This is a genomic window from Mycobacterium sp. pV006, from assembly GCF_041287115.1.
In the GTDB taxonomy this organism is placed as follows: domain Bacteria; phylum Actinomycetota; class Actinomycetes; order Mycobacteriales; family Mycobacteriaceae; genus Mycobacterium.
In genome coordinates, this window is the sequence record NZ_JBGGKT010000001.1 from 631,005 (window position 1) to 651,611 (window position 20,607).

Annotated in this window: 21 protein-coding genes, 1 tRNA gene and 2 pseudogenes; 13 read left to right on the forward strand and 11 right to left on the reverse strand. The window is 67.2% G+C overall.

Annotation, left to right across the window (positions count from 1 at the left end):
- The first annotated feature begins 4 nt into the window (after positions 1 to 4).
- Together ACAG25_RS02985 and ACAG25_RS02990 are read left to right on the forward strand one after the other, a co-directional pair.
- Positions 5 to 1,462, forward strand: coding sequence for an adenylate/guanylate cyclase domain-containing protein (locus ACAG25_RS02985; RefSeq protein ID WP_370486773.1), 1,458 nt, complete (start codon positions 5 to 7; stop codon positions 1,460 to 1,462).
- A 45-nt stretch (positions 1,463 to 1,507) separates the two neighbouring features.
- Positions 1,508 to 2,816 (forward strand): annotated as a pseudogene (locus tag ACAG25_RS02990) (MFS transporter).
- 7 nt (positions 2,817 to 2,823) lie between these two features.
- On the opposite strand, the gene ACAG25_RS02995 reads toward ACAG25_RS02990, so the two are convergent.
- Genes ACAG25_RS02995 through ACAG25_RS03020 form a run of 6 tightly spaced genes read right to left on the reverse strand, consistent with a single transcriptional unit; the run spans position 2,824 to position 8,960 of the window.
- Positions 2,824 to 3,636, reverse strand: a complete 813-nt coding sequence (locus tag ACAG25_RS02995; RefSeq protein WP_370486774.1) for an SDR family NAD(P)-dependent oxidoreductase — start codon at positions 3,634 to 3,636, stop codon at positions 2,824 to 2,826.
- Complete coding sequence (locus ACAG25_RS03000) at positions 3,633 to 4,046, reverse strand: nuclear transport factor 2 family protein (protein WP_370486775.1); 414 nt, start codon at positions 4,044 to 4,046, stop codon at positions 3,633 to 3,635. Before ACAG25_RS03000 ends, ACAG25_RS02995 begins: the two co-directional genes overlap by 4 nt.
- A gap of 16 nt (positions 4,047 to 4,062) precedes the next feature.
- The gene (locus ACAG25_RS03005) at positions 4,063 to 4,458 is read right to left on the reverse strand and encodes a Zn-ribbon domain-containing OB-fold protein (RefSeq protein ID WP_370486865.1); all 396 of its coding nucleotides are present in this window, start codon (positions 4,456 to 4,458) and stop codon (positions 4,063 to 4,065) included.
- 30 nt (positions 4,459 to 4,488) lie between these two features.
- Positions 4,489 to 5,697, reverse strand: coding sequence for a thiolase family protein (locus ACAG25_RS03010; RefSeq protein ID WP_370486776.1), 1,209 nt, complete (start codon positions 5,695 to 5,697; stop codon positions 4,489 to 4,491).
- Positions 5,698 to 5,724: 27 nt separating this feature from the next.
- Positions 5,725 to 7,950: an acyl-CoA dehydrogenase gene (locus ACAG25_RS03015; protein ID WP_370486777.1), complete on the reverse strand. Its 2,226-nt coding sequence runs from the start codon at positions 7,948 to 7,950 to the stop codon at positions 5,725 to 5,727.
- Positions 7,947 to 8,960: an NAD-dependent epimerase/dehydratase family protein gene (locus tag ACAG25_RS03020; RefSeq protein ID WP_370486778.1), complete on the reverse strand. Its 1,014-nt coding sequence runs from the start codon at positions 8,958 to 8,960 to the stop codon at positions 7,947 to 7,949. Before ACAG25_RS03020 ends, ACAG25_RS03015 begins: the two co-directional genes overlap by 4 nt.
- A 103-nt stretch (positions 8,961 to 9,063) precedes the next feature.
- Here ACAG25_RS03020 and ACAG25_RS03025 point away from each other — a divergent pair, with 103 nt between their 5' ends.
- Together ACAG25_RS03025 and ACAG25_RS03030 are read left to right on the forward strand one after the other, a co-directional pair.
- Complete coding sequence (locus ACAG25_RS03025; RefSeq protein WP_370486779.1) at positions 9,064 to 9,648, forward strand: TetR/AcrR family transcriptional regulator; 585 nt, start codon at positions 9,064 to 9,066, stop codon at positions 9,646 to 9,648.
- A complete protein-coding gene (locus ACAG25_RS03030; RefSeq protein ID WP_370486780.1) occupies positions 9,645 to 11,474 on the forward strand; it encodes a sulfatase-like hydrolase/transferase in 1,830 nt (609 codons plus the stop codon). Before ACAG25_RS03025 ends, ACAG25_RS03030 begins: the two co-directional genes overlap by 4 nt.
- Here the strand turns inward: ACAG25_RS03030 and ACAG25_RS03035 are convergent, their stop codons facing one another.
- Positions 11,475 to 12,737 (reverse strand): amidohydrolase family protein, encoded by a 1,263-nt coding sequence (locus ACAG25_RS03035; protein ID WP_370486866.1) that lies wholly within the window; start codon positions 12,735 to 12,737, stop codon positions 11,475 to 11,477. It lies immediately after the preceding gene.
- Between the two features lie 36 nt (positions 12,738 to 12,773).
- Between ACAG25_RS03035 and ACAG25_RS03040 the strand changes: the two genes are divergently transcribed.
- Both ACAG25_RS03040 and ACAG25_RS03045 read left to right on the forward strand, forming a co-directional pair.
- Complete coding sequence (locus ACAG25_RS03040; protein WP_370486781.1) at positions 12,774 to 13,637, forward strand: helix-turn-helix transcriptional regulator; 864 nt, start codon at positions 12,774 to 12,776, stop codon at positions 13,635 to 13,637.
- Between the two features lie 45 nt (positions 13,638 to 13,682).
- A complete protein-coding gene (locus ACAG25_RS03045; RefSeq protein ID WP_370486782.1) occupies positions 13,683 to 13,916 on the forward strand; it encodes a hypothetical protein in 234 nt (77 codons plus the stop codon).
- A 7-nt stretch (positions 13,917 to 13,923) separates the two neighbouring features.
- On the opposite strand, the gene ACAG25_RS03050 is transcribed toward ACAG25_RS03045, so the two are convergent.
- Positions 13,924 to 14,535 (reverse strand): TetR family transcriptional regulator, encoded by a 612-nt coding sequence (locus ACAG25_RS03050; protein ID WP_370486783.1) that lies wholly within the window; start codon positions 14,533 to 14,535, stop codon positions 13,924 to 13,926.
- Between the two features lie 213 nt (positions 14,536 to 14,748).
- Here ACAG25_RS03050 and ACAG25_RS03055 point away from each other — a divergent pair, with 213 nt between their 5' ends.
- Genes ACAG25_RS03055 through ACAG25_RS03070 form a run of 4 tightly spaced genes read left to right on the forward strand, consistent with a single transcriptional unit; the run spans position 14,749 to position 17,162 of the window.
- Complete coding sequence (locus ACAG25_RS03055) at positions 14,749 to 15,492, forward strand: hypothetical protein (RefSeq protein WP_370486867.1); 744 nt, start codon at positions 14,749 to 14,751, stop codon at positions 15,490 to 15,492.
- The gene (locus ACAG25_RS03060) at positions 15,489 to 16,238 is read left to right on the forward strand and encodes a hypothetical protein (RefSeq protein WP_370486784.1); all 750 of its coding nucleotides are present in this window, start codon (positions 15,489 to 15,491) and stop codon (positions 16,236 to 16,238) included. Before ACAG25_RS03055 ends, ACAG25_RS03060 begins: the two co-directional genes overlap by 4 nt.
- A gap of 16 nt (positions 16,239 to 16,254) precedes the next feature.
- Positions 16,255 to 16,860 carry a cytochrome c oxidase subunit 3 family protein gene (locus ACAG25_RS03065; protein ID WP_370486785.1) on the forward strand — a complete coding sequence of 202 codons (606 nt, stop codon included), beginning with the start codon at positions 16,255 to 16,257 and terminating at the stop codon, positions 16,858 to 16,860.
- Positions 16,861 to 16,862: 2 nt separating this feature from the next.
- The gene (locus ACAG25_RS03070) at positions 16,863 to 17,162 is read left to right on the forward strand and encodes a cytochrome C oxidase subunit IV family protein (protein WP_370486786.1); all 300 of its coding nucleotides are present in this window, start codon (positions 16,863 to 16,865) and stop codon (positions 17,160 to 17,162) included.
- A 93-nt stretch (positions 17,163 to 17,255) separates the two neighbouring features.
- On the opposite strand, the gene ACAG25_RS03075 is transcribed toward ACAG25_RS03070, so the two are convergent.
- Positions 17,256 to 17,339 (reverse strand) — tRNA-Leu (locus ACAG25_RS03075).
- Positions 17,340 to 17,372: 33 nt separating this feature from the next.
- On the opposite strand from ACAG25_RS03075, the gene ACAG25_RS03080 reads away from it, so the two are divergent.
- From ACAG25_RS03080 to ACAG25_RS03090, 3 genes and pseudogenes are all read left to right on the forward strand, one after another.
- Positions 17,373 to 17,768, forward strand: coding sequence for a hypothetical protein (locus tag ACAG25_RS03080; RefSeq protein WP_370486787.1), 396 nt, complete (start codon positions 17,373 to 17,375; stop codon positions 17,766 to 17,768).
- On the forward strand, positions 17,765 to 18,139 hold the full coding sequence (locus tag ACAG25_RS03085; protein ID WP_370486788.1) for a DUF3817 domain-containing protein: 375 nt from the start codon (positions 17,765 to 17,767) through the stop codon (positions 18,137 to 18,139). Before ACAG25_RS03080 ends, ACAG25_RS03085 begins: the two co-directional genes overlap by 4 nt.
- Positions 18,111 to 19,202, forward strand: a pseudogene (locus tag ACAG25_RS03090) (acyltransferase family protein); the annotation flags it as partial. The gene ACAG25_RS03085 and the pseudogene ACAG25_RS03090, both read left to right, overlap by 29 nt.
- On the opposite strand, the gene rdgB reads toward ACAG25_RS03090, so the two are convergent.
- Positions 19,199 to 19,807 (reverse strand): RdgB/HAM1 family non-canonical purine NTP pyrophosphatase, encoded by a 609-nt coding sequence (rdgB, locus tag ACAG25_RS03095; protein WP_370486868.1) that lies wholly within the window; start codon positions 19,805 to 19,807, stop codon positions 19,199 to 19,201. The pseudogene ACAG25_RS03090 and the gene rdgB sit on opposite strands and share 4 nt — an antisense overlap.
- Positions 19,808 to 19,819: 12 nt before the next feature.
- Positions 19,820 to 20,602 carry a ribonuclease PH gene (gene rph / locus ACAG25_RS03100; protein ID WP_370486789.1) on the reverse strand — a complete coding sequence of 261 codons (783 nt, stop codon included), beginning with the start codon at positions 20,600 to 20,602 and terminating at the stop codon, positions 19,820 to 19,822.
- Positions 20,603 to 20,607 lie beyond the last annotated feature (5 nt).

Sequence of the window (20,607 nt, forward strand, 5' to 3'; positions counted from 1 at the left end):
CCCGGTGAGGCCGCCACGCCTGATGCTCCGCTACGCCGCGGGTCTGACCTCAGCGTGGCTGTTCACTCTCGGCGAGGTGGTCGCCATCGTCGTCTCCCTGGCCGGCAGCAGCGTGGTGACCGCAGCCAACGGCATCGCGCTGGCGGTCGTCTTCACCGTCGGCACCACCGCGGTCGCAGCCGGTGCATTCGCCATTCTGGCTCCGTCCCTGCGCTGGCTGGGCGAGCGCGCACCCGAACCCGCCGAGGTGAAAACAGCCTCGAAGACGATGCGCCGCCAGGCATCGCTCACACTCGCTCCATGGATCCTCGCGGCCGCGATCCTGGTGCCGCTGAACCGCTCCGCATCGCTGGACGCCTATGTCGTGGTGACCGCGGCCATCATGTTCGGCGCCATTGCGACCGTGTGCACAGGATTCCTGTTCACGCTGCGCACCGTCCGCCCGCTGCTGGCCGCGGTGCCTACCGGAGCCGTGCGCGCGGTCGCGCCGGGTGTGCGGGCTCGGCTGCTCATCACGTGGGTGGTCTGTACGGGTCTGCCCGGAACGGCGATCGCGGTGCTGTTGACCCTGCGCTCCAACGACTGGCTGCTGGATCCCGCCGCGCCGATCGAACTCGCCGTGTTGGTCCTGGCGTTGGTGGCGGTGGTTCTCGGCTTCCGCGCCATCATGCTGGTGTCGATGTCGATCTCCGACCCGGTCAACGAGGTGGTCGCCGCGATGGCCGACGTCGAGAAAGGCAACTTCGACCGGTCCATCGAGGTGTACGAGTGGTCGGAGATCGGCCGACTGCAAAGCGGATTCAACAGCATGGTCGCCGGGCTGCGGGAACGCAACGTGTTGCGCGACCTGTTCGGGCGCCACGTCGGCGAGGAGGTGGCCCGCCGCGCGGTCGAACAGAGCGACTCGCTGTCCGGCGACGAGCGCGACGTCGCCGTGCTGTTCATCGACCTGGTCGATTCGACCCGGCTGGCCGTGGACCGCGAGCCCCACGAGGTCGCGGCCATTCTCAACGACTTCTTCCGGCTCGTGGTGGCCGCGGTCGACGACCATCACGGACTGATCAACAAGTTCCAGGGCGACGCGGCGCTGGCGGTGTTCGGCACCCCGCTGCGCATCGACGATCCGGCCGCGGCCGCGCTGGCCACTGCCCGCGCGCTGGCCACCGAACTGCGCACGCTGCCCGTCGACTTCGGCATCGGGGTTTCGGCGGGCGCGGTCTTCGCCGGGAACATCGGTGCGGCGAACCGCTACGAGTACACCGTGGTGGGCGACGCGGTCAACGAGGCGGCGCGGCTGGCCGACCGCGCCAAGGACTGCGAGGAACGCAGCCTGTGCTCGGGCGCGGCCTACCAGCGCGCCCCCGTGGAAGAACGGCAGCACTGGACCCCGTGCGGGGAAGCACTGCTGCGCGGACGCGCCGAACCGACGCAGCTCTACCGGCCGGAGTTGACCGGCGCGTAACGCGGCCGCGCGTTAAATTGCCCGCCCGGGCGGGAATGCACGCGTATGACCGTCGACCAGAGCCCCACCCATCGCGCCGATGCGCCGTCGCCGGTGAGCGCCGCGGTGCGCGCCGCCGCCATCGGCAACGCCGTCGAGTGGTTCGATTTCGCGATCTACGGATTCCTGGCCACCTACACGCGACGAAGTTCTTCCCTCAGGGCGACGACACCGCCGCGCTGTTGAACACCTTCGCGATCTTCGCGGCGGCGTTCTTCATGCGTCCCCTGGGAGGTTTCTTCTTCGGCCCGCTGGGTGACAGGATCGGCCGCCAGAAGGTGCTCGCATTGGTGATCCTGCTGATGTCGGCCTCGACCCTGGCCATCGGCTTGATCCCGACCTACGACGCCATCGGCGTGCTGGCTCCGATCCTGCTGTTGGTGATGCGTTGCCTCCAGGGCTTCTCGGCCGGTGGCGAATACGGCAGCGGCGCATGCTTCCTCGCCGAGTACGCCTCCGACAAGCACCGCGGGTTCGTCGTGTCCTTCCTGGTGTGGTGCTGGGCTTCGTGCTCGGCGCGATCACCGTCACCGCCCTGGAAACCGTGCTGTCGCAGCAGGCGATGGATTCCTACGGTTGGCGCATCCCGTTCCTGATCGCCGGCGCCCTCGGGGTGGTGGGCCTCTACATCCGGATGAAGCTGCGTGACACACCGGAGTTCGAGGCGCTGCGCGAAGACGGCGAGGTGTCGTCCTCGCCGTTGAAGGAGGCATTCACCACTGCGTGGCGGCCCATCCTGCAGATCTTCGGGCTGGTGGTGATCCACAACGTCGGCTTCTACGTGGTGTTCACATTCCTGCCGAGTTACTTCACCGAAACGCTGGACTTCACCAAGACCGACGCGGTCGTGTCCATCACGGTGGCGAGTGTCGTTGCGTTGGTGCTGATCCCACCACTGGGAGCGCTGTCGGACCGGGTGGGACGCAAGCCGCTGCTCTACGCGGGACCGATCGCGTTCGCGGTGCTGACCTATCCGCTGTTCGTGTTGCTGAACTCGGGGTCGCTGACGGCCGCGATCACCGCCCACGCCGCATTGGCCGCGATCGAGGCGGTGTTCGTCAGCGCCTCCCTGGCCGCGGCCGCGGAGTTGTTCGCGACGCGGGTGCGGTCCAGTGGGTACTCGGTCGGCTACAACCTGTCCGTGGCGGTGTTCGGTGGCACCGCGCCGTACGTGGCCACCTGGTTGGTCTCGCGGACCGGCAACGACATCGCCCCTGCCTACTACGTCATCCTCGCGGCCCTGGTGACCCTGGGCACCTTGCTGACCATGCGCGAGACGGCGCGCCGTCCGCTGCGCAAACTGGTCGACGCCTGAGCTCGCGTCAGTCGCCCATCGATCCGCGGGTCGCCTGCATCATCAGGCGTACCGCCTCGTTGCGCGGCATGGCGCCGATCATCTGCGCGGCGGCACGACCGGTCTCACCGACGATCCAGGTCGGTCCGTTGCGCAGGTTCGCCAACGCTTCGTCGATCACTTCGTCGACCGACACGGCGTCGCGCGGGCTTTCGTCGAGCGACGCGAGTACGCCGCGTTCGTGTTCGAGTCGCCGCAGCGACGGCGTATCCGTCTTGCCGAGGATCAGGCCCAGGACATCGACGCCGCTGTCGTGCAGTTCGGTCCACAGCGCTTCGGCGAACACCATGTCGAAGGCCTTGCTGGCGCCGTAGGCCACCATGTTCGGCGCGCCGGCCCACCCGGCACCGGACCCGAAGATGACGATGCCGCCGCGTCCTCGCGCCACCATCGCCGGGGCGAAGTGGTGACACAACCGCATGGGCATCATGCAATTGCGGGTCACCATCGCCTCGGCCGCCTGGATCGGTTCGACGAGAAAGGGTTTGAAATTCGGGTCGGCACCGGCGCAGTAGACGAGCATGCCGATCTCCAGGTCGGCCGTCGCGTCGATCACCGTCTGCGTCGCCGTGTCGGTCGCGAGATCGACGGTGAGCACGCGGGTCTGCACCCCGGTCTCGGCGCGGATGGCGGCCGCCACCTGCTCGAGCACGGCTTCCCGGCGCGCGAGCAGAACGATGTTGACGCCGCGCTGCGCCAGGGCGGTGGCGAACGCCGCGCCGACTCCGTCCGACGCACCGGCGACCAGCGCCCAGGGTCCGTAGGTCTCGGCGAACGTCATCCCGCGCTCACCGTCCGCATCAGCACGACGGTGAACTTGCGCCGCCGGATCCGCCAACCGGTGCCGGTGCGCACGAGTTCGTCGTCGTAGAAACCGGTCGCATTCACACCGGAGGTGTTGTCCTGCGACAGGATCAGCCCGTCGACGTAGGCGCGCGAGGTTGCGGTGTCCCCGTCGACCTCGACCGCGATGTTGGAGATGCGGTGCAGCGTGTGGCCGGCCATCTCGTGCGCGGCGGTCATGAAGTCGACGACGGCGTCGACGCCGTGCCAGACGCCGATGTCGCCGTAGTCGAGTTCGCAGTCGTCGGCGAACACCGTACGGAACAGCGCCCAGTCCCGGCGGTCGATGCCGGTGGCGTAGCGGATCAGGACGTCGGCGATGTCCTGGCGGTCCTCGCGAACGCTCATGTGGAGACTCCCTTCGTCAGTCGTCGGCCGGCGCGTAACGCAGCATCGTCACGTCGTGTTCGGGGTAGTCGCAGAACACCGGCTTGACCCGCATCCCGATGCGGATGTCTTCGACGGCGACGTCGACCAGTTCGGTCGAGAACCGCGGCCCCTCGTCCCATTCCACGATGGCCAGCAGTTGGGGCACCGCGTCGGCGAAGTGCGCGCCGACGGGGCGGCGCGCGACCGTGTACGAGTACAGCGTTCCCATGCCGGAGATCTCGCGCCACTCCAGGTCATCGGCCAGTGTCCGCGGTGCTCGCACCCTCGGGTAGAAGACGTAGGACTGCAGCGACGGCGAGTACTGGATTCGCACCTTGTGCTCGGCCAGCGCGTCCCAAAAGGGGGCGGTGGTCGGTGTTTTGACCGGCATCGGCCGTTCGAAGGACGCAGTGGTCACGGGTCAGTCGCCTTCCAGGACGAGGGTGGTCTGCTCGCTGAGGATGCCGCCGTTGCCGGATACGAAGGCGCGGTTGCAGTCGGTGACCTGCGCGGCCCCGGCGCGGCCCATGATCTGGCGCGTGGCGTCGCAGACATGGTGCATGCCGCCGGCGTTGCCGGCCTGACCGAACCCGAGTTGTCCGCCGGCGGTGTTGAGCGGGAAGTCGCCGCGGAAGGTCAGGTCGTGGGAGGACACGAACTCCATGCCCTTGCCTTTCTCGCAGAACCCGGCGTCCTCGAGACTGAGTAGCACGGTGATGGTGTAGCAGTCGTAGATCGAGACCATGTCCATCTGCTCGCGCGTGAGCCCCGACATCGAGAACGCCGTGTCGGCCGCCTTCGCGATCGGGGTGTTCAGCAGGTCCTCGGCGTAGGTCGGCGTCTTGAACGGCACCTGCTCTCCGAATCCCTTGATCCACACGGGCCGGTTGGTCGACCGTGCCGCCACTTCGGCGTTGGCGACGACGACGGCCGCACCGCCGACACACGGCATCACGATCTCGAGCATGTGCAGGGGGTCGGCGATGACGGGACTGGCCAGCACGTCCTCGACGGTGAGCGGTTTGTGCTGCCAGATCGCACCCTCGGTGTGGTTGGCGTTGAACCGTTGGTCGACGACGAGTTTGGCCATGGCCCGCTCGTCGTAGCCGTACACCGCCGCGTAGCGTTGGGCGACCTGACCATAGGGTCCGTTCTGGCCGAGATTGCCGTATGGGATCTCGAATTCCGCCTGCGGAGAACCGTATTGGTTGCTCGACGCGCCGAAGAACACCGCGTCGCTGAGCGGTTTGGGCTTCTTGTCCGATGTGGGCGTGATGTAGCGGGCCGGGATCGCACACAGCACGACATCGCAGATGCCGAGTTCGACGGCCGCGGCGGCGCGCCAGACCATGCCGACGGCGCTGGCGCCGCCCAGGTCGACCAGCTCCGCGAAGTTTGCACGGACGCAGAGGTATTCGGCCACCGTCGACGGGACGAAGATCTCCGACTCGCTCAGGTGCGTGGTGACGATACCGTCGACGAGCTCACCGGACAGTCCCGCGTCCGCGAGGGCTGCCGACCCGAGTTCGGCCCACTGTTCCAGGGTGAATCCCGCCGGGGTGGCCTGGTTGAGCCGTTCCGGTGGCAGCTCGACATAGCCGACGATCGCGGCTTCTCCGCGCAGACCCATGTGTGCTCGCTTCCTACTTCGGTCCGCTCATCCCCGGGGCAGGCCGAGGATCATCTGGGCGATGATGTTGAGTTGAATCTCTTTGGTTCCGCCCCCGATCAGTTCGGCGGGGAGGTGGAAGTACGGTTCGGTGATCGGCGGCTCGGAGTCTTCGACCAACGCGACGGGAGCAGCCAGATCCATGGTGGCTCTGAACGTTTGGCGCAGCATCGTGTTTATGGCCACCTTGGCGATGCTCGAGGTGGGGCCCGGGGCCTGTCCGTCGAGCAGGCGCATGACCTCCCGTACCGCCAGGACCTTGATCGCGTTGGCGTAGGCGTCGGCCTCGCCGAGGGCCGCCAGGACGCGAGCACGGTCGGGACGCTGCTGCTGGGCCATCGTGCGCAGGATGCGGGCGCGGTCGAAGTTCACGTAACCGCTGATGGCGACCCGTTCCTGCGCCATGGTCGCGATCGCGAGGTTCCAGCCGTCAGTGGGCCCGCCGAGCAGCATCTCGTCGGGCACGAACACATCGCGCAGGAACACCTCGTTGAAGTGCGCCTCACCGGTCACCTGACGGATCGGTTGCAGTTCGACTCCGGCAGAACGCATGTCGACGAGGAAATAGCCGAGACCCCGATGCTTGGGCACGTCGGGGTCGGTGCGGGCGAGCAGCGCGCCGTAGTCGGCCACGTGCGCCGAGGACGTCCAGATCTTGTGTCCGTTGATCCGCCATCCGCCGTCGACCTTGGAGGCACGGGTGGTCAGCGAGGCCAGGTCGGATCCGGCGCCCGGCTCGCTGAACAACTGGCACCACGTCATGTCGCCACGCTGAGTGGGCGGGATGAAGTGCTGCTGCAGATGTTCGGGCGCCGAGCTGATGATCGTGGGCAGGATCCACTCGGCGATGTTCAGCGAGGGACGTACCAGCTCGGGACGTTTCGCGAACTCCTCGTCGACGATCAAGAGTTGGCGCTGGGTGGCGCCGACGCCCCAGGGTTTCGGCCAGTGCGGCGCGATGAGACCCGTGTCGGCCAGCAGGGTGCGCTGGGGTCCGGTGGCCAGGTTCTCGTAGTCGCCTTGACGTCCTGGCCGATCGTTGCGCAGGGTCATCGCCTGGTCGAGCACCTCGGCGACCCAGGCCCGGAACTCGGCGTCCGCATCGCCCAATTTGACCGAGACGTCGCGACTCTCGGTCAGAGTGAGAGCACCGAGGCGCTCCGCAAAGTTCCCGGCCGGACCGATCGAGGATGCCAGGCTGGTGGCTTTGCGCCAGTACAGGTGCAGGTCGTGCTCCCAGGTGAAACCGATGGCGCCGAACATGGTCAGGGCATCGAAGACGAAATCGGGTGCGGGGGCGACCGCCATCAACGCCGCCCCGGCGGCGGCGATCTGGTGCTGGGTCGCCGACGGCTCGGATAACGCGCGCACCGCATCCCACGCGGCGGCGGTTGCGAGCTCGCAGTTCACCAACAGCATCGCGGCCTGGTGTTGCAGGGCCTGGAACGCACCGATCGGCTTGCCGAACTGTTCGCGCGTGCGCAGGTGATCCGTCACCGCGCCGACACACCACCGCATCGTCCCGGCGGCCACGCACGCGGTCAGCGCTGCGACGCTCGATCGTGCCCGCAACTCGTCCACACCGGCGAGCACACGGTCGGCCGACACGACGTGGCCGTCGAGGTGCAGCACTCCCACGTCGACGGTCTTGTCGGTGGCCACGCGCCGCTCGACGGTGACCCCCGGGCCGGCGGGATCGACCACGCACCACAGCATCCGGTCCTCGGTCGGCACGCCGAGCAGGACGGTCTGCGCCGCGCACACACCCGCAGTCGCCGGCGCGGTGCCGTGGAGTCGCCAACCGCCGTCGGTCGGGGTGGCCTGCACCGTTGATCGCTCCGGCAGAACGAGCGCGGCGGAATCACCGTCGGCGAGCCGGGTCAGCAGAGTCTTGCATGCGGGGGTGTCCCCGGCGAGCATCGCGACCGCGCCGGTGAGCACCGTGGACAGCAGCGGGCCCGGGAGTAACGCCAAGCCTGCGGCTTCCAGCATGCAGGCGGTGTCGACCAGCGATCCGCCCTGCCCGCCGACCGCTTCGGGCAGATGCACGGCGTGAAATCCCTGTTGGATGAAGGTGTTCCACCAGTCGGGCAGCGCACCTTCGGCCAGCGCGTCGAACGCTGCGCGCGTGTCGGCAACTGCGGCATGGCGGGCGGCGAACTGCGTGACCGCGTCGGCGAGTTGTTGATGTTCCGGGGTGAGGCCGATGCTCACGGGGCGGCCTCCTCGGCGTCCTTGCGGCGGCGACGGTCGCAGAAGAACTGCGCGGCGGCCGCGATGGCGTCGGGGGTCGGCCGGGGCTGCCACCCGAGTTCCCGCACCGCCTTGGAGTGGTCCATCGGCGACATGATGTTCATCAGGCGGATGTTCAGCGGCGTGAACTTGGTTTCGGTGCCTCGCAAGCGGGACACGGCGTCGACGACGTGACTGGCCGCGGCCATCGCCTTGATCGGAACCCCGCGCCGCGGCGGAGCCACACCGACTGCTTCGCAACCTGTTTCGAATATCTCACGGGTGCTCATGAACCGTTCGGAGACGATGTAGCGCTCCCCCGGCCGGCCCCTGTCGCCGGCCAACAGCATTGCGGCCGCCGCGTCCTCGACGCCGACCACCTCGGCCTGATACCCGTCGATGTAGAACGGCAGCCTGCCCCGCACCGCCGCCGCCAGCATGCCTCCGTGCGGTGTCGGCAGCCAGTCACCTGGTCCGTAAGTGTTGGCCACACACATCGCCACCCCGGGAAGCCCCGTTGTCGCGCAGTACTCGAACAGCAGTCGTTCGGCCGCCACCCGCGAGGCGATGTAGTCGCCGCCGAGGTCAGCCCAATTGTGTTCGGTGGTCTCGTCGGCGAGGCCCGTCTCGACCCGGCCGATGGTGCCGATGGTGCTGGTGAACACGAACCGGGACAGATCGGCGCGCGCCGCGACGTCGAGCACGATGCGCAGCCCCTCGACGTTGGTGCGCCACAGGGGGCGAGTGTCAAGCAGCCACGGGCGGGCGTCGACCACGCAGTAGTACACGACGTCGCAACCGTCCATCGCCGCTTGTGTTGTGGCGGTGTCAAAGACGTCACCGCGTCGCACGTCCAGCGGCAATCCATCGATCGCGCGCGTGGAACTCGTCGGGCGGATCAGCACGCGCACGTCGTCGCCGCGGCCGACCAACTGGCGGGTGACGTGCGATCCGAGGAATCCGCTGGCGCCGATCACCAGCTTCGTCGCCATCCGGCACCCCTTCGCATTCACGAGACGGACCGTCTCGCCTTGTGGGAGACTACGGCCAGTGCCCCAGCGTGTAAAGGCGCGGGCGAACAGGATCGGAAAAGTCATGACCACTCCAGTCGCGGCGCCGCGGCGACGCAGCGAGAAGTCGCGGGTGGCCATCGTCCGGGCCACCCGAGAGCTGCTCCTGGAACGCGGGTTCGACCGGCTCAGCATCGAGGCGGTCGCCGCGCGGGCCGGGGTGGGCAAGCAGACGATCTACCGGTGGTGGCCCAGCCGTTACGCGCTGGTATCCGACGTGATCCTGGAGTACGCCGACCGCATCCTGCGACCGATGACCGACACCGGCGATCTGATCGCGGACTGCTGCCGGTGGACGGCCGAACTTGCCACCACCCTGACCACGGCGCGCGGCAACGCGATGTTGCGCATCCTGACCACCGCAGGTATGGAACATCCCGACACCGCGGCTCGACTGCACGCGGGTTTCAGCGTGCCACTGCACGACACCGTGCGACTCCGCCTCGAGGCGGAGGGATTCCGTCACGACGCGGCGCGTGATGCCGCCGATGCGATCGTCGGCGGCATCGTCTACAGCATCCTGACCGAAGGACGGTCCTTCGAACCCGTTCGCGCCGAGGCGATCACGCGAATGGTACTGGCGGGAATCACGGCAAGGAGGCCACTATGAGCTCACCGCAACCCGATGTCGTCATCGTGATGACCGACGAGGAGCGCGCGATCCCTCCCTACGAGACGGCGGCCGTGCGTCGGTGGCGCGACGAAACGCTGGTGGGCCGTGCGTGGTTCGATGCCCACGGTGTCAGCTTCACGCGTCACTACACGGGGTCGCTGGCGTGTGTGCCGAGCCGCCCGACCATTTTCACCGGTCACTATCCCGACCTGCACGGAGTGACGCAGACCGACGGGATCGGCAAGGCTCACGACGATTCCCGACTACGGTGGCTGCGCTCCGGGGAGGTCCCGACGCTCGGGAACTGGTTCCGTGCCGCCGGCTACGACACCCACTATGACGGCAAGTGGCACATCTCCCACGCCGACCTGATCGACCCCCGCACGGGGAACAGCCTCGACACCAATGACGACGAGGGACGGATCTACGCGGCCGCGGTGCAGCGCTATCTGGATGCTGATCCGCTTGCCCCCTATGGGTTTTCCGGCTGGGTCGGCCCGGAGCCGCACGGCGCGAAGATGTCCAACGCCGGCATTCGCCGCGACCCGTTGATCGCCGACCGCGTGGTGGCCTGGCTGGAAGATCGCTATGCGCGCCGGCGCGCGGGCGACTCGGCGGCGCTGCGGCCATTCCTGCTGGTGGCCAGCTTCGTCAACCCGCACGACATCGTGTTGTTTCCGGCGTGGGCGCGACGCAACCCGTTGCGGCCCTCACCGCTGGATCCCCCACACGTACCGCCGGCCCCCACTGCAGACGAAGATCTCAGTTCCAAACCTGCTGCGCAGCAGGCCTTCCGCGATACCTACTACTCCGGTTACGGCCCCGGACGCGCCGTCGAGCGCACCTACCGTCGCGGCGCACAACGCTACCGCGACCTGTACTACCGACTGCACGCCGAAGTGGACTCCCCCATCGACCGCGTCCGGCGCGCGGTCACCGAAGGCGGGTCCGGGGACGGACCCGACGACACCGTTTTGGTGCGCACCGCCGACCACGGCGATCTGCTCGGTGCGCACGGCGGACTACACCAGAAGTGGTTCAACCTCTATGACGAGGCCACTCGGGTGCCGTTCGTCATCGCCCGTGTCGGCAGCAACCCGACCACGGCGCGCACCGTGACCGCACCGACCTCACACGTCGATCTGGTGCCGACGCTGCTCGCGGCCGCACAGGTCGACGTCGATGCGGTCGCCGGCGATCTGGCGCAACGGTTCTCAGAGGTGCATCCCTTGGTCGGTCGCAATCTCATGCCTGTGGTCGACGGGGCTGCCGCCGACCATGACCGAGCCGTTTATCTGATGACCCGCGACAACGTGCTCGAGGGCGACACCGGAGCCTCCGCCGCGGCGCGCGCGCTGCGGCTGACCGCGAAAGTGCCGCGCGCTCTGCGGATCCGCATCCCGGGCCACACCGGGGCGAACTTCGAAGGCCTGGTGCTGCGCGTGTCCCAGGACGTGCCCGGCGGCCGGGGGCACCTCTGGAAACTGGTCCGTTCGTTCGACGATCCGTCGACGTGGACCGAGCCAGGCGTACGCCAACTCACCTCCGACGGCGCTCGGACGCCGAGATATCGCAGCACCGTGCTCGATGACCAGTGGGAACTCTACGACCTGACCGAGGACCCGATCGAGGAGCAGAACCGGTGGAGTGATCCGGACCTGGCGGCCCTGCGGGCACACCTGCGCACGGAGCTCAAATCCGTTCGCACGGAATCGGTCCCCGAGCGTCACCAGCCGTGGCCATATGCACGACGCCGGTCGGCGCCCGTGACGAGGCGCCGACCGGTGGACGTGCTGCGGCGACTGGTCCGCCGATTGCGCTGATCAGGCCCGAGCGAGCTGCTTCTCCTGGTACAGCCGTGCCCATTCCGCGCGCGACCGGATCGACGTGTCGACGTCGGTGGCCTTGGCGCGCAACGCGCCGACGGTGGCATCTTCCTTGGCTGTGCGGGCAAACGGGTCCCAGCTGAAGAAGTTGCACGCGTTCTGCCACGTGATCTTGTGGGTATCGGTGGCGTCGGCGCCGGCGGCGGTCAGTTCGGCCAGCACCTGCTCGGGTGCGTCCGGCCAGAAGCAGTCCGAGTGCGGGTAGTCGCACTCCCAGGCGATGATGTCGATGCCGATCTCGTGGCGCAGCTTCAGCGACGTCTTGTCGGTCACATAGCAGGCCAGCGAATGCTCGCGGAACACGTCCGAGGGCAGCTTGTCGCCGAAGTCGCGACGCAGCCACTTCTGGTTGGTGTAGTGGCGGTCGCTGCGATCCAGGTAGAACGGGATCCAACCGATGCCGCCTTCGGAGAACGCGAACTTCAGGTCCGGATAGTTGCGCATCGCCGGACCCCACAGCAGGTCCTGCGCGCACATTGCCGAGACCTGGGTGGCCAGGATGATCAGGTTGTCGATGGGTGCGTCCTTGGCCATCGAGATCGCGCCGAAGCCGGTGCCGATGTGCAGGCACATCACGACGTTCTCCTCGGACAGCGTCCGGAACACCGGGCCCCAGTAGTTCTCGTCGAAGTAGCTGGGCAGGCCTTCCAGGTGCGGCAGCTCCGGCATCGTCACCGCCCGGCAACCCTTGGCGGCCACGCGGCGGATCTCCGCGCACATCGCCTCGGGGTTCCAGGTCGGCAGGATCGCGATCGGAATGAACCGGTCGGGGTAGGAACCGGCCCACTCGTCGATGTGCCAGTCGTTGTAGGCCGACACCATCACCAGGGTCGTCTCTTCGCGGTGCATGTTCAGGTGGCGGGCCGAGAACCCGGTGAAGGTCGGGAAGCACATCGAGGCGAGAATGCCGTTGCGGTTCATGTCGCGGACGCGTTCGTGCACGTCGTAGACACCGGGACGCATCTCGGCGAAGCCGGCCGGATCGCGGCCCCATTCCTCGGCCGGCCAGGACACCACGGCGTTCAGACCGCTGACGCCCTGGGGACGGCCCTGGTACATCCACTGGTCGACGCCCTTGTCGTCGGTGACGACGATCGGCGCCTCCTCCTTGTACTTCTCCGGCACGTGGCGCAGGAACATGTCCGGCGGCTCCACCACGTGGTCGTCGATGCTCACGAGGATCAGGTCGTCAGGGGTCATTTCCGTGCTCATACCCCAGTAGTACCGTCTAATCACATGACCGTCTCTGCATTCTCGGACAGTTCCTTGTCCGAAGCGGCCAATCTGGAATCGGCGAGGGCCCGACGGGTGATCGACCTGCGCCGCGGCGGCCGCGCGCTGGGCGGCAGCTACCTGTACGAGGGCGATGCGCTGATCACCGGGTGGCACTCGCATGACGTGCACCAGATCGAGTACGCGCTGCACGGCGTCGTCGAGGTCGAGACCAACGCGGCCCACTATCTGCTGCCGCCGCAGCAGGCCGCGTGGATCCCGGCCGGGCTCGAACACCAGGCGGTGATGAACCCCGACGTCAAGACCATCGCGGTGATGTTCGACCGTTCGCTGATCACCGAACCCGGAGACCGTGCGCGCATCCTCGCGGTGTCCACGCTGATCCGCGAGATGATGGTCTACGCGCTGCGGTGGTCGATCGACCGCAAACCGGGGCGGCCCGAGGATGAAGACGTCTCCGACGCGTTCTTCCGCACCCTGGCCGCACTGGTCACCGAGGCGCTCGACCACGAGGCGCCGCTGAGCCTGCCCACCTCGGACCACCCGATCGTCGCCGCGGCCATGGCGTACACCAAGGAGCACCTCGACACCGCCACCTGCGCACAGGTCAGCCGCGCGGTGTCGGTTTCCGAACGCACCCTGCGCCGGCTGTTCGCCGACACCCTGGGGCTGCCGTGGCGCACCTACCTGCTGCAGGCGCGCATGCTGCGCGCGATGGCGCTGCTCGCCGCGCCGCTGCAGTCGGTCCAGGACACCGCGACGGCCGTCGGCTTCGACAGCGTGAGCTCGTTCACCCGCGCGTTCACGCAGTATTGCGGCGAGACCCCGTCGTCGTATCGGCGACGCGTGGGCGAATCGAACATGTGAGCGCAAAGAGGTTTGAGGGTGCCGCCGCACGGCTATCTAGGCGGCATGGCAGAAGGCACCCAGCACTCCGACGATCCGTTCCACGAGGCGGTTGCCACCACGGGCCTGTTCCTGTTGATGGCGGCGGTCATCGCGCTGGCGGTGGGTCTGGCCAGCTGGGGTATGTCGGAGACGTTGATCGCGGTGCTGTCCGGCCTCGCAGCGCTGCTGAGCTTCGCCGCCAGCATCTTCTGCTTCCGAATGGAAGCCACCGACTGTGCGGTCGCCGCCGAGGCGTGACTGTCGATCAGGTACGCGGGACAACCCGCAATCCGTACCGGTAAGTCGTCAGATATTCGGCCAACGCCGCTGAGCGCGCCTTCTTGTCCTCGGGCATCGTGATCAGCAGGGCGTAGAGCCCGACCAAGAACGACACACCGCTGTGCACCACGTCGACCTCGGCAGGGATCTCGCCGCGCTCGCGCGCCCGTAGCAACTCCTCGACCACGGCCGCGACGAACGGAAAGCTCGACCAGGCCTCCGCCGGCGGCCGCTTCGTCGTGAAGTGCAGCGCCAGAAAATCCTTGAACAGTCGGGGCCCGAGGCGTCGTTCCAACTTCTCCAGTACGCGCAGCACCTCACTCAGGGTGTCCGCCACGGTGTGCTCGGCGGCGACGAAGCGGGTCAACTCCGCAGCCATCCGTTCCTCCTCGCGTTTCTCCAATTCGAGTAGGACGTGCTCTTTGGTCGGGAAGTGGAAGAAGAACGTACCGTGTGCCACGCCCGCGGCCGAGACGATCGTGCCGATGTCTGCGCCCGCCAGACCCTCGCGTTTGAACTCCGCGACCGCGGCGCCGAGCAACCGCTCGCGGGTCTGCTCGCCCTTGCGGACTCGCTTGGAATTCACGTTGAGCACCACCGTCGAAACCTCCGCCTCAAAGCTCCCGGGGACGCCCCACCGTACCCCAGATGAAACTGACTTCGATCAGACGTCTTCCCTTGAGCCACCCGGAACAAGTACCGTTTTTCCCAGCTAATAACACCGACATACAGGGAAATACATTCGTTCAGGTCGGCTCTCGAAGCACAGGACGAGGATCGACGCCTGACTCGAGTCATGACGGAGGCGGCAGTGCAGATCCTCGAGCATGTCCAAGACAGTCCGCGCGCAGGCAACATCAAGGCTCAATGGGTGAGCCTGTGGACGGGCCCGGCCGTCGGCGCGGTGCTACTGGTCGCACTGCTGGCCTTCCCGGGTTTCTGGCCGCCGCTGTCGCCGTTGCTGAGCGCCGACTCGGTGGCCTCGTTCTATACCGACAACACGGCTGCGATCCGCTTCAGCCAGGTGACGTTCAACCTGTGCGGCATCATGATCCTGCCGTTCTTCATGGTGGTCGTGACCCAGATGAAGCGTATGGATCAGAGCCATGTGCTGGCCTACTGCTATCTGACCGCGGTGGTCAGCGGAGCCACGATCTTCGCACTGTCCAACATCTTCTTCCTGGTCGCCGCGTTCCGCCCGGAACGCGACCCCCAGCTGGTGATGCTCCTCAACGACCTCGCGTGGATCGTCTTCATCGCCCCCGTGGGCATGGTCGTCGCCCAATTCCTCCTGCTGGCTCTCGCCGTCTACTTCGACAACGGGCCCGAGGCGGTGTTCCCGCGCTGGGTCGGGCATTACTCGGCCGCCACGGCGGTGGCCATGATCCCCGCGGCCGGGGCGGCGGTCATGCAGTCCGGGCCGCTGGCCTGGGACGGCCTGCTGGCCTTCTGGCTTCGCAACGGCGCATTCGGCGCGTTCGTCGTGGTCATGTTCTTCGTCCTGCGAAAAGCATTGCAACGACAGGCCATTCAAGATGGGGTTGTCGCCGGATGAGCGTGCTGTCGCCGCGGCATCCCGCCGCCACAGCTGAGCACCCCGGTACCGGGAAGCCCGATGTCCGGCTGATCACCTGGTTCTTCCCCGCGTGGTACGGCGTGTTCGGTGTCATCATCTGCGTATTGGCGCGCGTCACACCGCCACCGCGGCCGGACGTGACCGCTGCGGACAAGGTGGCGTTCTTCGCCGAGAACGGCCTGACCATCCAGATCGGCTTCGCGCTGCTGCTGATCCTGCTCGGCGGAGCCGCGGTGACCAATGGTCTGGTGGCCTACCAGATCAAACGGATGTCGGTCGGTTCGGTGTTCGCCTACGGGTACATCGGCGGCATGGGCGTCGGGGCGCTACCCGGGTTCCTGCTCGTCGCGGTGTGCTTCCTGACGGCTACCTTCCGACCCGAACGCGACCCCGAACTCGTCAGCCTGCTCTACGACGTCGGCATGCTGTCCTACAACGGATCATTGGGCTGCTTCACAGCCGCCTACCTGGTGTTCGCCATCGCAATCCTCTACGACAAGAACAACATCTTCCCGAAATGGTTTGCCTACGTGACCATTTGGCAGATCGTCACCGAAGTGATCGCCACGCAGATGTTCGTGTTCCAGTCCGGCCCATTCGCATGGAACGGGTCCCTGGCCTTCTGGTGGTCGGTCGTCGTCTTCTCCGCGTGGCTGGGACTGCTGATCCTGCTGCTGAAGAAGGCCGCCGAGCGCGAACCCGCCGACGAGCCCCACCTAGATTGAGGTCGAGGAAACATCCATGACGCAATCGACGTCACAACCGTCGGCCGACCGCCGGCCCGCCGACACCTCCAAGCCGGGTAACCACCTGCCCGGCGACATGGACATGTGGGTCATGGTGCTGGGCGACCTGGTGATCTTCGCCGGCTACTTCGTCATCTACATGATCTACCGGACGATGAACTCGGCGGAATTCCTTGCCGCCCAGCAGCATCTCGACATCAACATCGGCGTGGTCAATACCGTGATCCTGCTGACCAGCTCGTGGTTCATCGCTCGCAGCGTGCTCGCGGCACGGGCCGGCGACCACCGTCGAGCGATCAATCTGGTGTACGCCGCAGGGCTCGGTGGAGTCCTGTTCATGGTGTTCAAGGGCTACGAGTGGTACGCCAAGATCAGCGCCGGCCACACCAACTCCGACCTGTTCTACTCGTTCTACTACGTGATCACCGGTGTGCATCTGGTACATGTGCTGATCGGGCTGATCGTGCTGGGAGTCGTCGTCCGGGAACTGCGCAACCCGGCCCGCCGCCGCACCTCGATGGTCGAATCCGGCGCCGTCTACTGGCACATGGTCGACCTGCTCTGGGTGATCATCTTCGGCCTGCTCTACGTACTGAGGTGAACATGACAACCGTCTTCACGCGCGACCGCGGACCCACCACCCAGCGCGCCATCACGTGGGCATGGGTGGTGCTGGTCGCGATCACCATCGGATCGTGGTGGCTGGCTCCGGCGCACTTCACCGAGACCGTCGAGCCCAGCACGCCGATCACGGCGCTCGTGTTGGCGCTCACGGTGATCAAGAGCCGTTTGGTGATGCAGTACTTCATGGAAGTCCGCACCGCGCCACGTTGGTTGCGACGGGCCACCGACGGCTGGCTGGCGGGGTTGGTTGTCGTGGTGTTCGTGATCTACCTGTTCTGAGGGATCGGCGATCACCCAACGTGCGTTTGTGGCGGAAAATCAGCCCTGAGACCGCTCTGACCGCACGTTCGGCGGAGAGTGACACTTGATGAGTGCGGGCGGTGGGACTCGAACCCACACGTTCTCACGAACACGGGCACCTAAAGCCCGCGCGTATGCCAATTTCGCCACGCCCGCAGCGCCACGATGGTAGCGCGGTACCGTTGAGGAATGTCCACTACGCGGCGTAGGAGGCCGGCGCTCATCCTTCTGGTGACCGCCGGTGCCTTGGGCTGCCTGGCTCTGGCGTGGTGGCAGTGGCAACGGTTCGAATCCAGCTCGGGCAGCTTCCAGAACCTCGGATATGCGTTGCAGTGGCCGCTGTTCGCAGGGTTCTGCGTCTACGCCTACTACAAGTTCGTGCGCTATGAAGAGGCGCCGCCCCAGCCGTCGGACCGGCAGACTGTCACCGAGATCCCCGCCGGTCTCCTCCCCGAGCGGCCGGCACCGGCCGCCGCACCCGACGCCGACACCACCTTGCGCGAGTACAACGCCTACCTGGCCGAACTCGCCGAAGCCGATGCCGAAGACCACAGAACGCAGCAGACAAGAGGAACCGGTACGTGACCGCACCCGACTCCCCCACTCCCTTGATCCCCGTCGAGACCATCCGCAAAGCGCTGCTCGGCTACCGAGTGCTCGCGTGGATCACCGGTGTGTGGCTGATCGCGCTCTGCTACGAGATGGTGATGAAGTACGGGTTCGGCGACGACTCGCTGGGCTGGATCGCCGTCGTGCACGGCTGGGTCTACTTCATCTACCTGCTGTTCACCGCGAACCTGGCGGTGAAGGTGCGTTGGCCCATCGCCAAGACGGTCGGTGTGCTGCTGGCCGGGACCATTCCGTTGGTCGGCATCATCGTCGAGAACGTCCAGACGCAGAAGATCAAGGAGCAGTTCGGCCTCGACGATGGAACAGCCCCACCGGCGCGTGGCTGACCGTCGGGATCCGTCCCTCACGGGTCTGCGTGCCGTCGCGGCGCTGCTGGTCGTCGCGACGCACGCCGCCTTCGCGACCGGGTACCTCAACCACGGCTATCTCGGCGGGATCTACGCCCGACTCGAAATCGGCGTCGCGATCTTCTTCGCGCTCTCGGGGTTCTTGTTGTTCCGTCCCTGGGTGCGTGCCGCAGCACACCGCACGCCGCGACCGGTCGTGGCGACCTACGGGCGCCGCCGGGTCCGGCGCATCGTCCCTGCCTACGTCGCCACGGTGCTCATCACCTTCACGGTGTACCTGTATTTCACCCCGGGACCGAACCCGGGGCAGACCTGGAACGGGCTGCTGCGCTACCTGACCTTCAGCCAGATCTACACCGGTGACTACCTCACCGGATTGCTGCATCCGGGACTGTCCCAGATGTGGAGCCTCGCGGTGGAGGTCAGCTTCTACGCCGCGCTGCCCGCTCTGGCCGCCCTGGTGATCGGGATGACGTGGCGGCCGGAGCGCACGCTGCTGCTGTTGGTCGCACTGGGGGCGCTGACCCCGCTGTGGCTGCTCGTCGCCGCCGGCACCGATGTTCTGCCGAATTCGGCCGGCATGTGGCTTCCCGGGCATCTCGCCTGCTTCGTCGGCGGGATGGCGCTGGCCGTGCTGCAGGCGATAAGAGCACGCTGTTCGGCCGTCGTGGCGCTACCGGTGGCCGGCGCGGCGTTCCTTGTGGTGGCCACCCCGCTGGGCGGGAACATCCTCGAGCCCGACCCGGTGTGGGTGCCGAGTGTGAAGGCGATGTTGTTCGCCGCGATCGCGACCCTGGTGCTGGCACCTCTGGTGCTCGGCGGTGACAACCCGTTCCGCCGCATGTTGGCGAGCCGGCCGATGGTGTGGCTGGGTGAGATCTCGTATGAGATCTTCCTTTTGCACGTGGTGGTGATGGCGGTGACGATGCACGTGGTGCTGGACTGGCCGTTGTTCACCGGGTCGATGCCCGGTCTGATCGCCGCCACCCTCGCCGGTACGGTCCCGGCGGCGTGGTTCCTGCATCGGGTGACCCGTCCTCAGAACACCCTTCGCAGCGACGGCAGCAACTCGGCGAGCGCCCGCCCGCGGTGGGATACGGCGTCCTTTTCCTGTGGCGTCAACTCCGCCGCGGTCCGCTCCGAACCCGCCGGCACGAACACCGGGTCGTAACCGAACCCACCGGCCCCGCGCGGTTCGCGCGTGATCGCACCGCGCCAGGTGCCGCGCACCACCACATGGTCCGACGCGTCCGGCCCGTGGACGAGTGCGCACGCCGAGACGAACGCCGCGCCTCGACGGTCGTCGGGCACATCGGCAAGCTGAGCAAGCAGCAGCGCGGTGTTGGCAGCGTCGTCGCCGTGCCGACCGGACCAGCGCGCGCTGAGCACACCGGGCATCGCATTCAACGCGTCGACTTCCAGACCCGAGTCGTCGGCAACCGTCGGCACGCCGGTCGCGACGAACGCATCACGCGCCTTGGCCAGGGCGTTGGCCTCGAAGGTCGCCTCGGTCTCGGGCGCTTCGTCGAACGGCGGCACGTCATCGAGACTCAGGAGCGTCACGCCTGCCAGACCGGCTGCGTCCAGTACGCGCCGCAGCTCGGCGAGTTTCTTGCGGTTACGGGTGGCGACCAGCAGTTGCGGCATCGGCAAGCCCGGTCAGCTTCCGAACGCCTTCTTCGGCGGTTCGGTCGACTCCGGCAGCGCCCCGGGATACGGCAACTCCAGTGCTGCGCGCTGCACCTCGAACAATTCGTCGCAGGCCGCCATCGCCGCGTCGAGCATCTTGTCCAGCGTCGACCGCGGGAACGTCGCGCCCTCGCCGGTGCCCTGGATCTCGACGAGGGTGCCGGTATCGGTGGCGACGACGTTCATGTCGACCTCGGCGCGGGAGTCCTCGGTGTAGGGCAGGTCGACCCGGATGCGCCCGTCGACCACCCCGACGCTCACGGCGGCGATGGCACACGACAGTGGACGAGGATCGGAGAGCTTCCCGGCGGCCGACAGATAGGTCACCGCATCGGCCAAGGCGACGTAGGCCCCGGTGATGGCCGCGGTGCGGGTTCCTCCGTCGGCCTGCAGCACATCGCAGTCGATGGCGATGGTGTTCTCGCCCAGGGCCGCCAGATCGATACACGCCCGTAGCGACCGACCGACCAGGCGACTGATCTCCTGGGTACGACCACCGACGCGACCCTTGACCGATTCGCGGTCGGAACGGTCGTGGGTGGCGGCGGGCAGCATCGCGTACTCGGCCGTCAGCCAGCCCTGCCCGGAACCTTTGCGCCAGCGCGGCACGCCTTCGGTGACACTCGCGGTGCACATCACGCGGGTCTCGCCGAACTCCACCAGCACGGAGCCAGCCGGATGACTGGTGAAACCGCGGGTAATGGTGACCGGCCGTAGCTCGTGGTCCTGGCGGCCGTCTTCTCGTGTGGACACGGCCC